This window comes from Dokdonella sp. GW821-FHT11D02, assembly GCF_058808595.1.
In genome coordinates this window covers 4,543,457-4,556,034 of record NZ_CM179520.1, presented here as the reverse complement: position 1 = coordinate 4,556,034, position 12,578 = coordinate 4,543,457, and the positions used below count along the sequence as shown (strand labels likewise).

Sequence of the window (12,578 nt, the reverse complement as noted above, 5' to 3'; positions counted from 1 at the left end):
GGAATCGCCGCATCGATGATCGAGCCGAAGGAATATGCGCGCCGCCGCCGCCAGCTGATGCGCATGGCCGGCGCCGACGCGATCGTGATCGTGGCCGCGGCGCCGGAGCGCGTGCGCAACAACGACGCGCACTATCCGTATCGCCAGGACAGCGATTTCCACTACTTGAGCGGCTTCGGCGAAGCCGAAGCGGTACTCGCCCTGGTGCCGGGGCGGGCAGCCGGCGAGACGATCTTGTTCTGCCGCGAACGCGACGCCGAACGCGAACGCTGGGACGGTCCGCGCGCCGGCACCGAGGGCGCGGTGTCGCGCTACGGCTTCGACGACGCATTTCCGATCGACGACATCGACGACATCCTGCCCGGCCTGATCGAAGGGCGCCGGCGCGTCTATTACCACTTCGGCCGCGACACCGAGTTCGACCTCAAGCTGATCGGCTGGGTCAACCGCGTGCGTGCGCTGGTGCGCCAGGGCGCCAAGCCGCCGCACGAATTCGTCGCGCTGTCGCATCTGCTGCACGACCTGCGGCTGTACAAATCGCGCGGCGAACTGCGCCTGATGCGCAAGTCGGCCAAGATCGCCGCGGCCGCGCACGTGCGCGCGATGCAAACCACGCGCGCCGGCTTGAACGAGCACGAAGTCGAAGCCGAGCTGCTGCACGTGTTCCGAAAGCAAGGTGCGGTCGCGAGCTACGAACCGATCGTCGGCGGCGGCGCCAACGCCTGCGTGCTGCACTATCGCGCCAACAACGCGCCGCTGCAGGGTGGCGACCTGCTGCTGATCGACGCCGGCGCCGAATACGAGTGCTACGCCTCCGACATCACGCGCACGTTCCCGGTCGACGGCCGTTTCAATCCCGAGCAGCGCGCGCTGTATGAGATCGTGCTCGCCGCGCAGCTCGCCGCGATCGAGGAAGTGCGCGCCGGGCGCTCGTTCGACGCCTACCACGAAGCCGCCGTACGCACGATCACGCGCGGCCTGCTCAAGCTCGGCTTGCTCGGCGGCAGTCTGGAGAAGAACCTGCGCGAGCACAGCTATCGCAAGTTCTACATGCACAAGACCGGGCATTGGCTGGGCCTCGACGTGCACGACGTCGGCGACTACCGCATCGACGGCGAGTTCCGCGTGCTCGAGCCGGGCATGGTGGTCACGGTCGAACCCGGCCTCTACATCGCCGCCGACGCGAAAGGCGTGCCGGCGAAGTTCCGCGGCATCGGCATTCGCATCGAAGACGACGTGGTCGTCACCGACGGCGCGCCGGATGTGCTTTCGGCCGATGCGCCGAAAGAAGTCGCGGCGATCGAAGCACTGATGGCGGCGAGCCGATGACTCTGCGCCGCTGGCTCGCGCTGCTGCTGCTCGCGTTCGCGCCGGTTGCGCTGCCTGCCGCGACGACGGATGGCGGCGAAAGCGTCGACTACGGATTGTTCGGGCACCTGCATCTGAGCCGGCCGAGCGATGCGATCACGCATACCGTGCTGCTGATTTCCGATCGCGACGGTTGGAGCGCGCGTCAGGATGCGCTGGCGGCAGCGCTGGCGCAGCAGGGCGCCTTCGTCGTCGGCATCGACCTGCCGGCGTATCTCAAGCGCATGCAGGCGATCGCCTCGGACAAGTGCTCCTATCCGGCCGCGCATGTCGAGGAAGTCGCGCATTGGATCGAACGCCATGCCGGCCTGACCGACTACAGCGTGCCGCTGGTGATCGGCGATGGCGCCGGCGCGACCTTCGCCTATGCGATGGCGGCGCAGGCGCCGGCCGGCACGTTCGAGGGCTTGATCACGCTCGGCTGGGACACCTCGCTGCGCTTCGCCAAGAACTTCTGCGCCGGCGACGCCGGTGCGATGACGGTACCTGATCCGAGCGGCGGTTTCCGCGTCGCGCCGCTGTCGAAGTTTCCCGTGCCGTGGTTGCCGCAGCCGTTCGCGCGCGGCGCGCGTTTGGACGGCCTCGGCGCACGCCTGGCTGCGGTTTGGCGCTACGCCGGATTGCTCTGGCCGCCATTGTCGACGCCGGCGGCCGACGCCGGCCTGGCGCAGACGTACCGGCATTGGCGTCGGCGCAGCGACGCGGCGGCGACCGCGCTGCCCGACGACGTCGCCGATCTGCCGCTGATCGAGATCGAGCCGATTGAAAACGCACCGACCGCCGCGACCGGCGCCGCCGCGCGCGTCGCCGTCATGCTGACTGGCGACGGCGGCTGGGCCGGGCTCGACCGCGGCGTCGCCGACGCGCTGGCGGCGCAGGGCGTGCGCGTGGTCGGCTTCTCGACCTTGAAATTCTTCTGGCAGAAACAGACGCCCGAGGCGACCGCGCAGGCGGTCGCGAGAGTGCTCGCGCATTACGGCAAGGACGATGCGAACGTCCGCTTCGTGCTGATTGGCTATTCGTTCGGCGCGAGCCTGGTGCCGGTGGTGATCAACCGCCTGCCGGCCGAGTTGCGCGCACGCGTCCTCGGCGGCGCGATGATTTCGCCCGACGACGAAGCGGTGTTCGAGATCCACGTCGGCGACTGGTTCGGCTCCACCCATCACGACGAAGCGATGCCGATCGCGCCGGAGGTCGCGGCGTCGAAGGTGCCGCTCTTGTGCGTGCACGGTGCCGACGAAGACGACACGCCTTGCCGCAAACCGGCCGCGACGATGCGCGTCGCGAGCCTGCCCGGCGGCCATCACTACGACGGCGACTACGCTGCGCTCGGTGCTCTGATCGTGCGCGAGCTGTCCGCTCCGACGCACTGACGCAAGCCGCGCATTTCCCCACGCATAGCGTGCGATTGCACACACGCGCGCGTCGAAACGAAGTGAAAAACTCTTCGTAGTCGCCTGTAAGAACATGCAGGTCTTCAAGCGCAGCGACGCGGCCTAAGCTGCCTGCATCGTCGGCGACGAAGGGGCGTCCGTACGAGGCAAGACGCGAAGCGGCGTGTTCGATGCCGTGCGTTCGAGCCCGTACCGGATGTCGGCCGGATTCTTACGCGAGACTCATCGCGCAGCATTCGCTTCCTCTCGTCTTCGACTTGCACCCGCAACGAGAGGCGAGTCATGAAAACCGATCTGTTTTCGTCCCATCCGCAACGCACGCACCGAGGCGGCATTTCCCTCGGCATCGCCATCGCGCTGGCCGGCGTCTGTCTGATCTCCGGCGCATCGGTCCACGCGGCGAACGTACCCATCCCCAACGCCGATTTCTCCTCCACCACCAACGTCGGCAGCATCGGCGGCGGTCTGCTCGGAGGGAACGGCAGCGATGTGGCGATCGGCAGCACCGGACCTTGGGTGGGCAGCTACTACGGCGCGCTCGGTTTGCTGGCGCCGCCGTCGCTGTCGATCGCGCAAGGCAGCGGCGCGACGGTCGGCGGCCTGCTCGGCATCAATGTGCTCGGCCTCATCAACAACGGTGGCTACTTCAGCCAGACCCTGCCGATTCCTTACGAAGTCGGCAAGCGCTACACGATCAGCGCGCGCGTCAGCATCAGCGGCGTGCTCGACCTCGGCGTACTCGGCACCGGCAACGTCGGTGTCGCGCTGCGCGCGAGCGGCAACACGCTGGCCTCGACCGCGACGGCCGCGCCGCAGCTGATCACGCTGGCCACGGTCGGCACCAACGAATACGAAGTGAAGCTGCGCCACGACGTGGTCGCGCCGACCGCCGGCAACGTCGACATCCAGTTGCTCGCCACGCCGAGCGGCGTGCTGACCGCGAGCCTGCTCGGCGCGGCGACCTATTCGCACGTCTCGCTCGACGTCAGCGCGACCAATCCGGTCGCGGGTTCCGTCATCGCGCTCGACGGCGCGACGCAGAGTGCCACCGTCGGCGAAGCGTTCGCGCTGCCGCTGACGGTCAAGGTCACCGACGCCGGCGGCGATCCGGTACCGAACGCGGTCGTCACCTTCACCGCGCCGACCAAGAACGCCAGCGCGGTACTCTCGGCGACCAACGTGCTCACCGGCGAAGACGGTGTCGCGGCCGCCACCGCGACCGCGAACACGGTCACCGGCAGTTACACCATCAGCGTGACGGTGACCGGTGTCGACACGCCGGCGACGTTCTCCTTCGTCAACACCGCCGCCGCACCGGCCGCGATCGACGCGCTCGGCGCCGGCTCCGAGCAGAGCACCGACATCGCCACTCCCTTCGCCGACCCGCTCATCGCCAAGGTCAGCGACCAATACGGCAACCCGGTTCCCGGTGTCGCGGTGACATTCGCCACGCCGTCCGCAGGTCCGACGGCGACCTTGTCCGCAAGCTCGGTGACCACCGATGCGAACGGCCTCGCTTCGGTCACCGCAACGGCGAATGCGTTGCCGGGTTCCTACGCGCCGAGTGCCAGCGCCGATGGCGTCGATGGCTCGACCGCGTTCGACCTGACCAACACCTTGCCGGACGGCACCACCATCGATGATGGCGGCGGCGGTGGCCAGTCGGGCGAGATCAGCAGCGCCTTCCATTGCGCACTCGAAGTCGCGGTTGCGGGACCCACCGGTGTGCCTTATGCCGGCTTGCCGGTGCACTTCGAGGCACCCGCCGGCGGCGTCACGCCCACGGCGACGTTGTCCGACGGCAGCCACAGCGGCGCGAGCTTGGCGGTCACCACCGGCTCGAACGGCAAGGCGCGCGTGCAGGCGATCGCGAACGACATCGAAGGCAGCTACGAAGTCAGCGCGGTGGTGGTCGGTGCTGACTATCCGCCGGTCACCTTCACCCTGCACAACATCGGCTCGCTGATCTACTCCGACGGCTTCGATCGGCCCTGCTCGCCCTTCGAATAAGGGGGCGCGACGGTCACTGCGCGGCGTGTCGCGCAGTGACCGCGGTATCGAAATCGCCGGCCGATTTGTGTTCTGATGCGAACGCCCACGCACCGCTTCGGTGCGTGGCGTTCGCATTGGCGCGCAGGGGGCGGGCAATGAAAATGTCGATGGTGGCGGGCCTCGTGCTCGCATTCGCGGCCGCCTGGGCGCACGCCGCGACGCTGGAAGAAGACGAGGCGCGGATCGAAGCGCTGCTGAAGGCCGAACGCGCCGCGCGCGCGACCAAGGTCTCCGCAGCGCCGGTCGCCGACGTCGCTGCCGTGGTCGTCGCGCCGGTCGCCGCCTCCGTGGTCGCGCCGCCGCCGACGCCGAACGACGACTGGCTGGCGCCGCCTTCGCGCGAGGCCGGCTTGCCGTTCGCCGAACTCGCCCAGCACGTCGGCCAACGCGTCACCATCACCACGGCCGGCGAGCGCGTGCATCGTGGCGTGGTCGGTTCGGCGGATGCGCGCCAGGTCACCTTGCGCGTGAAACGGCCCGGCGGCAACGCGACCTACACGCTCGGCCGCAATCAGGTCTTGCGCGTGGATCTGCGCTGAGGCCGAAGCATGACTTCGCTGCTGTTGCTGTCGCTGGCCGGGCTGATCTACCTGCTCGCGGCGGCGCGCGTGTGGTCCTCGAACAAGGGCTTGGCGATCGGCATGCTGCTGATTTCGCCGATCGGCCTGTACGTGCTGGTGCGTTACTGGAACGACAAGGAAGTCAGCGTGCGCGTGCCGCTGCTCGCGGCGATCGTCTTGTTCGGCGTGTCGTGGGCCTTGCTGGCGCGCGATCTCGAGCAGTTCCAACTGTATGCGGGGGAGGCGAGCGCCGGCAGCGAGGCGTCGTCGCCGCTTTCACCGAAGGCGCGCATCAGCGATGCGTTCGACGACAAGCTGCGCCTGTCGATCGCGCTGGCCAAGCTGCCGCTGCGTGACGGCCGCATCGAGATCGCCCCGGCGCACGCGGCGATCGACGTGCCGCAGCATTTCCGCTTCGTGGACCGCGACGGTCTCGCCGCGATGTACCAAGAGATCGGCGGCAGCTTGCCGCCGTCCAGCATCGGCTGGCTGGTGCACGAAAGCGTCGATCTCGGTGCCGACGATGCCTGGTTCGTCGAAGTGGAATGGCTCGGCGACGGCTACGTGCGCACCAACGATTTCGCCGATCGCACGCCGGTGCAGTTGCTCACCGATGCGCAGAGCGCGGTGGCGAAGTTGTCCGAGCGTCAGGACGGCGAAGCGCAAGGCTTTCGACTCGTGCGTTACGCCGAAACTCCCTCGCTCGAAGCGGGCAGCGATCACGCGACCTGGGTCGAAGAGCTGGCCTACGACGGCGACGCCGAGCATCGCCTAGACTGCTATGCGGCCAAGCTCGGTCGCGGCGGCCTCTTGTTGTTCTCGATACTCGAAGTCGGCATGAAGCGGCAGGAGCTGTGCCTGCGCAGCGTGCGTCTGGCCGCCAGCCGCACCGCCTACGTTCAAGGCCAGTCCTACGCCGACCACTCCAGCCTGTTCGACCGCAAGGCCAAGTACGATCTCGCCGCGGTCGTCAGCGGCGCCGCGGCGTTGCAAGAATCGCATTGATAGGGCCGAGCATCACTGACGGATCACACAGCGAAGAAGCTTCGCCACAGCCCGAATTCAGGGCTGAGCTGTCGTCGCGAATGATCCTGCTTCTCGAGTTCGAATCGAGAGGTGCTTCGGCCTTGCGCGAGGTGTAAAAGCACCACCGATGAAGCGGTTTCTACGCAGTACGTCCTCGAGCGTATTTCAGGTCACGTCGCTCACGTATCGAAGCCGTTGGTGAAAATAACCTCGCTGCTGACGGCCTGTGGCGTAGTGTATTGAGGAGAGATTCCGGCTTGGCCGAAACCGCTATTACCCCAGCAGGCGACCGCACCGCCGCTCTTCAACGCGCAGGTGTGTTGGCCGCCAGCCGCGATTGCCGCAACATCGGACAGGTTGCTGACCGCGACGGGCAGAGCGTGCGGACTGTCGTCGGAAATGCCCAGGCCGAGCTGGCCATACCAGTTCTTGCCCCAGCAAGTCACCGTGCCGTCGTTCTTCAGTGCGCAGGTGTGGTCGTAACCCGCCGCGATCGCCGTGGCGCCGATCAAAGTGTTGACCATGACTGGCGTCGGGCTCAACGTCGTGGTGCCGTTGCCGAGCTGGCCGATTCCGTTGCTGCCCCAGCACGCGACCGTGTTGTCGCTCTTCAGTGCGCAGGTGTGCTGGCCGCCCGCAGCGATCGCGATAACGCTGGACAGGCCGTTAACCACGACCGGCACGAGGCGATACTCGGTCGAGCCCGCACTGCCGTCGCCGAGTTGACCGTAGTCGTTTCCTCCCCAACAGGCGACCGTGTGGTTGCTCTTCAGCGCGCAGGTATGCGTCGAGCCTGAGGCGACTGCAGTGACGTTGGTCAGGTTGCTGACCGCGACCGGCGTGAGGCTGTCCGTAGCAGAGCCATCGCCGAGTTGGCCGGTCGCGCCGTAGCCCCAGCAGGCCACGGTACGGTCGCTCTTCAGCGCACAGGTATGTGCCAAGCTCGCCGTGATTGCCGTGGCATCCGTTAGGTTGCTGACTGCGGTCGGTGCCGCGCTGAGTTCTGTCGTGCCGTTGCCGAGCTGACCGGCCCAATTGGTGCCCCAGCAAACCACCGTGCGGTTGGTCTTCAACGCGCAGGTGTGGTTGCCGCCTGTTGCGATATCTGCGGCATTGTTCAAGTTGCTCACCGTGACGGGTAGAGCGTGCGGATAGCGGTCGTGAGTCCCAGTGCCGAGCTGGCCCATTTCGTTGTAGCCCCAGCAAGCCACCGTGTGATTGTTCTTCAGCGCGCAGGTGTGACTCTCGATGTCACCGAGGCTGGCTCCGATTTTCGTCGCCCCGGACAGGTTGCCGACGATAACCGGCGTGCTGCTGCCGCCTGCCATGCCGTTGCCGAGCTCACCGTTGTAGTTCCAGCCCCAGCAGACCGCGGTACCGTCTCTCTTCGGGGCGCAGGCGTGCTGCCGGCCCGCGCTGATCGTCGTGGCGTCGTCGAGGCCGCTGACGGCGATCGGTACTGAGCTGTAAGCGTCGTCTCCGAAGCTGCCGTTGCCGAGCTGGGCGGTCTGGTTCGCGCCCCAGCAGGTCGTACTGCCGTCTTCCTGCACCGCGCAGGTGTATTCGTAGCCGGCCGCGATAGCCGCAACATCGGATAGTCCTACGACCGCGACTGGCGTAAAGCGGTCCGCCTCCAGACCCGAGCCACCGTCGCCGATCTGACCGTATTCGTTGTAGCCCCAGCACGCCATCGTACGGTCATCCTTCAGCGCGCAGGTATGTGCCCAGCCCGCGCTGATCTTCGTTACACCCGATAGACCGACGACGGTGACCGGTGCAAGTCTGTTCGTCGTCGACCCATCGCCGAGCTGCCCGTGCCAGTTAGCGCCCCAGCAGACCACCTTGCGGTCGCTCTTCAACGCGCAAGTGTGTCCTTCACCCGCGGCAACCGCTGTAACACCGGATAGGTTTCTGACCGTGACCGGTACTGAGCTGTTCGTGGGAGGGCCATCGCCGAGTTGGCCGTTGTCGTTGTTGCCCCAGCAGGCCACCGTACCATCGCTTTTCAGCGCACAGGTGTGTGATGCGTTCGCCGTGATCGCGTTGACGTCGGACAGCCCGATGACCGCGACCGGCGTGGAGCTTGAGGCATCCCAGCCTTCGCTACCATTGCCGAGTTGGCCGCTTCCATTGCCCCCCCAGCAAGCCACCGTGCCGTCGTTTTTCAACGCGCAGGTGTGGTATTGACCCACTGCAATCTGCGTGACTTCGGGCAGATGACCGACCGGGATCGGCACGGAACTGTCCGCACCTCGGCCCGAACGACCATTGCCGAGCTGACCGAACCAGTTGTCGCCCCAGCAGGTCACCATGCCATCGCCGTTCAGCGCGCAACTATGGGACCAGCCCGCCGCGATCTGCGCGATAGGCTGCGCCTCCGCCGTAGGTATCAAGGCCAACCCGAGGATCAGCCCGAGCAACCAGGACCCGCTTCCATTTCTGCTTGGATCGAGCTGTTTTTTCATCTTTATATCTTCCTGATTTCTCGCGAAAACGCGATGACGGCGTGACAGAGCCCTAGACTGGCGAAAAGATAGCCGATGTTCTTTCTACGTGGTTGGCAGCTGAGTCAAAAGCGAGGAAACAGGAATCGCCGATAGCCGCCGGCAACCAGGGCCGCGATGTCGATCAGCAACCCCGGCACCCATAGGCCGCGCGGATAGGCGAGATAGGAGCCGGTCCATTGCGGGCCGAATTTTTCCTTGTAGCGCCGCAGTCCCTGATAGTTGTAGAAGCGTCCGCCGTATTGGAACGCGAGCGCGGCGAGGCGTTCGTTGATGCGCGCGTAGGGGTTGTCGCCGACCGCCGACAGCGGCGCCATGCCGAGGCTGAAGCTGGCGTGGCCCTGATGCTTCGCCCACTGCATGACCTTGGCGAACAGGAAGTCCATGGTGCCGCGCGGGGCGCCGTCGACGTGGCGCATCAGATCCACGCTGGCGGTGCCGCCCGGGCCGTACGGCGGCAGCACGTTGGCGAAGGCGATCAGCTCGCCGTCTCGGCGTACCAGCGCAAGCGGGCTCCAGGCGAAATAGTCGGCGTCGAAATGGCCGAGCGAGAAGCTCTTCTCGTGCGCGCCCTTGTCCGCCAGCCAGGCGTCGGAAACGCGTTCGAGATCGCTCATCAGCACGGTATCGAACGGCGGCTCCACCAGTTCGAAGGTCAAGCGTTCTTTGACCGAGCGATTGACCGCCTGGCGCAGATCCTCCCAGCGCTTGCCGGCGAGGGTGAATTCCTCCAGCCGGATCGTCGCCAGCTCGCCGAGCTTGAACAGGTCGAAGCCGAGGTCGTGGTAGAGCGAGAGATCGGGCTCGAGCACTTCGTAGAACAGCGGCGCGCGATCCTGCGCGTCGGCGAACTGGCGGAAATCGAGGATCGCGCGCTTGATCGCCGCCTCTGGCCCGCATGGGGAGCCGAGCGCGACCAGGCGGTCGCGCACCGCGCCGTAGGCGACCACGGCGCGACCTTTGTCGGGTCCGTGATCGCCCGACCAGAACAGATGCTTGTCGCCCATGAACGACAGATGCGCGAACTCGCCGCCGCCGTGTTCGAGGTAGATGCTGCGCGCGCGTTCGAGCTCGGCGCGCTCGGGCCGTTTGAGCGGCGGCCGGCGCACCGAGAACGATTGCCAGATCAGATAGATCGCAACACCGAGCAAGGCCGCGAACAGGCCGCGCGCGAGCTTGGAGGAATGCTCGCCCACGCCGAAGTACCAGAGATCGAAGCTGTCGTCGCCGAGCACCGCCAGCATGCCGATGGCGAAGAACGCGAGCACCACCACGATCAGGCCGCCGAGCCAGGTGAAGGTCGTCAGCGAGGTCAGGCTCATCGCGCGCTGGGTGAACTCGCGCTTGCGCGTGCGCAAGAGCGCCGCGATCGCGAGCAGGAACAGCGCTTCGCCGAAGTGCAGGCCCTTGGTCACCGACAGCGCCGCGCCGACCACCAGGGTGATCGACGCCAGCCGGTAGGCGACACGCAGGCGGCCGTCGATGCCGCGGCCGAGGCCGAGCAGGAGCACGCCGGTCACGATCGACAGCCAATACGAACTCTCCACCGCCGCCAGCGGCAGATGCTCGCGCACCACCTCGATGTGCTCGTGCACGCTCGGAATCGCGGCCGAGGCGAGCAGCACCAGGCCGGCGAGGAAGGTCAGCACGGCCAGCACGCGGATACCGAAGCCGGCCAACAGACTCGCCGGCAGTCCGAGCAACCCGAACAAGGGATGCGCGCGCAGCCGCTCGCCGGCGCGCACCACCGCCGGCAGGCGTTCGGCCAGCATGCCCGAGCCGAAGTACAGGCCGGCCAAGAGCGGCACCAGGTAATAGGCGATGCGAAACAGGAACAGCGCCGACAGCACCGCCGCGCTTTCGTAGCCCTCGCTGGTCAGCGCCAGCAGCATCAAGCCGTCGAACACGCCGAAGCCGCCCGGAATCAGGCTGAGCAGGCCGAGCGTCTGCGCCGCGGCGAAGCTGCCGAGCATCGGGCCCGGCTTCACGTGCACGCCGGTCATGTACAGGCAGGCGTACAGCACCGCGGCGGCCAGCAGCCAGTCGACGAACGAGAGCAGCACCAGGGTCAGCTTCAACCGCAGCGGCGGCAGCGCCATGCCGCGCGGCAGCCAGCGCATCAGGCGCCGCCGTGCGGTCAGGAAGAAGAAGGCCGGCAGGTACAGCGTCGCCGCGACCAGCACCGCGAGCGCGAGCCAGCGTGTGGTTTCGCTCGGTGTGATCGGGGTCGAGCCGAGCGCGAGCGTGGCGACGATCAGCACCGACAAGCCGAGCGGCAGCGACAGCACCTGCAGACCGATCAGCGCCGCGCCGACCGGCAGCTCGATCCGCCGCGCCGACAGCCCGAGCAGACGCACGCCCGAGCCGACCGCGCCCGACAGGTTCAGCGTGTTGGACAGCGCGTTGGCGACGAAGGCCAGGCGCAGCACCTCACGCGTCGGCAGCGCCAGGCCGAGCCAGCGCGCGATGGCCAGATCGATCAGGCCGGTGAAGGCGACCGCGGTGAGCGCCAGCGCAGCGACGCCGAGCGCCGGCAAGGTCGGCACTTCGAGCAGGGTGCGCTGCATTTCCTGCAGGTTGAACTCGCTGATGCCGACCACGAGCAGCCAGGCGATCAGGGCGAGAAACGCGATCGGTATCAGCCAGCGCAGATGTGCGCGCCAACCGGGTTTGGCAGCCGGCGCCGGATCGCGGGTCGTTTCGTCGCTCATGCTGGGGCGATCTTCCGTGACAGGCGGCAAAGTGTAGCGGCTTCGGCCAGCGGAGTTCGCTCGCGGCGTCGGCGCGGTCGCGCGCAGCGAGTGCCGCGTGGCGATGGACTTCGGTCAGTGCGGCACGTCGAGACCGAACATTTCGTCCAGGCTTTGCCGGTACTGCGGCAGCCAATTCTTCGGCACGCCGAAGCCGTGGCCGACCTTGGGCAGCATCACCGCTTTGGAGTCGGTCTGGCCGGCGGCGAACTCGGGCGCAAACTTCGGATCGCAGATCTGATCGCTTTCGCCCTGCAGGATGCGCCAGCGCACGCGCACGGTATCGCGCTTGTCGAACACCCAAGTCGGCGGCTGCTGCTGCCAATGCGCGCTCAACTCGCCGGTGCCAGGGCAGAACGGCTTGTGGATCAGCAAATCCGGACAGAAGCCGAGGCTGATGCCGCCGTCCAGACGCGCGCCGGCATCGGCCGCGAGCGCCGCGTAAACCAGGGTCGCGCCGGAGGAATAGCCGATCAGCAGCGGACGCGTTTCGTGCGGCAGTTCGAGCTTCTGTACGAGGTCGGCGCCGAGTTCGGCCAGGCGGCCGTCGGCGTCGCTGCAGGCGTCTTCGCCGGCGTCGAGTTCTTTCAGAAACCGCGGCGTGCTGAAGCCGGCGACCCAGTAGCCGCGCGCGACCGCTTCGTGCGCCATGTCGGTCACGCCCAAACTCCAGCCGCCGTCGCCCGAAGCGAACAGCACCAGGCCGCGCGCCGCATCCTTCGGTTTGTAGATCGCCACTTCGCCGAAGCCGGCGATGTCGAGCCAGCGCTCGACCACGGGATCGCGTGGCGGTGCTTTGGCCGCCTTAGCGGCCTTGTGCCGCGTGTGCTTGATGGTGGAAGCGCTGGCGTTCGCGCCGAAGCAGAGCGCGAACGAAGCGGCGAACAACAACCCGCGAAAGAAACACCTCACGCAATCGCTCCC

8 protein-coding genes are annotated in these 12,578 nt (G+C 67.1%); 5 read left to right on the top strand and 3 right to left on the bottom strand.

Features of this window, described 5'->3' with window-relative positions:
- Positions 1 to 15: 15 nt before the first annotated feature.
- The 5 genes from AC3QL3_RS19245 to AC3QL3_RS19225 all read left to right on the top strand — a co-directional run bounded on the left by AC3QL3_RS19245 (position 16) and on the right by AC3QL3_RS19225 (position 6,379).
- Positions 16 to 1,329 carry an aminopeptidase P N-terminal domain-containing protein gene (locus tag AC3QL3_RS19245; RefSeq protein ID WP_492895730.1) on the top strand — a complete coding sequence of 438 codons (1,314 nt, stop codon included), beginning with the start codon at positions 16 to 18 and terminating at the stop codon, positions 1,327 to 1,329.
- Positions 1,326 to 2,741 carry an AcvB/VirJ family lysyl-phosphatidylglycerol hydrolase gene (locus tag AC3QL3_RS19240; RefSeq protein ID WP_492895729.1) on the top strand — a complete coding sequence of 472 codons (1,416 nt, stop codon included), beginning with the start codon at positions 1,326 to 1,328 and terminating at the stop codon, positions 2,739 to 2,741. Before AC3QL3_RS19245 ends, AC3QL3_RS19240 begins: the two co-directional genes overlap by 4 nt.
- Positions 2,742 to 3,044: 303 nt before the next feature.
- On the top strand, positions 3,045 to 4,772 hold the full coding sequence (locus AC3QL3_RS19235; RefSeq protein WP_492895728.1) for an Ig-like domain-containing protein: 1,728 nt from the start codon (positions 3,045 to 3,047) through the stop codon (positions 4,770 to 4,772).
- Positions 4,773 to 4,909: 137 nt separating this feature from the next.
- Positions 4,910 to 5,353, top strand: a complete 444-nt coding sequence (locus AC3QL3_RS19230; protein WP_492895727.1) for a hypothetical protein — start codon at positions 4,910 to 4,912, stop codon at positions 5,351 to 5,353.
- A gap of 9 nt (positions 5,354 to 5,362) precedes the next feature.
- Positions 5,363 to 6,379: a DUF2167 domain-containing protein gene (locus AC3QL3_RS19225; protein ID WP_492895726.1), complete on the top strand. Its 1,017-nt coding sequence runs from the start codon at positions 5,363 to 5,365 to the stop codon at positions 6,377 to 6,379.
- 200 nt (positions 6,380 to 6,579) lie between these two features.
- On the opposite strand, the gene AC3QL3_RS19220 is transcribed toward AC3QL3_RS19225, so the two are convergent.
- The 3 genes from AC3QL3_RS19220 to AC3QL3_RS19210 form a co-directional block, all read right to left on the bottom strand.
- A complete protein-coding gene (locus AC3QL3_RS19220; protein WP_492895725.1) occupies positions 6,580 to 8,865 on the bottom strand; it encodes an RCC1 domain-containing protein in 2,286 nt (761 codons plus the stop codon).
- Between the two features lie 104 nt (positions 8,866 to 8,969).
- Positions 8,970 to 11,615, bottom strand: a complete 2,646-nt coding sequence (mprF, locus tag AC3QL3_RS19215) for a bifunctional lysylphosphatidylglycerol flippase/synthetase MprF (RefSeq protein ID WP_492895724.1) — start codon at positions 11,613 to 11,615, stop codon at positions 8,970 to 8,972.
- Positions 11,616 to 11,729: 114 nt separating this feature from the next.
- Positions 11,730 to 12,566 carry an alpha/beta fold hydrolase gene (locus AC3QL3_RS19210; RefSeq protein WP_492895723.1) on the bottom strand — a complete coding sequence of 279 codons (837 nt, stop codon included), beginning with the start codon at positions 12,564 to 12,566 and terminating at the stop codon, positions 11,730 to 11,732.
- Positions 12,567 to 12,578 lie beyond the last annotated feature (12 nt).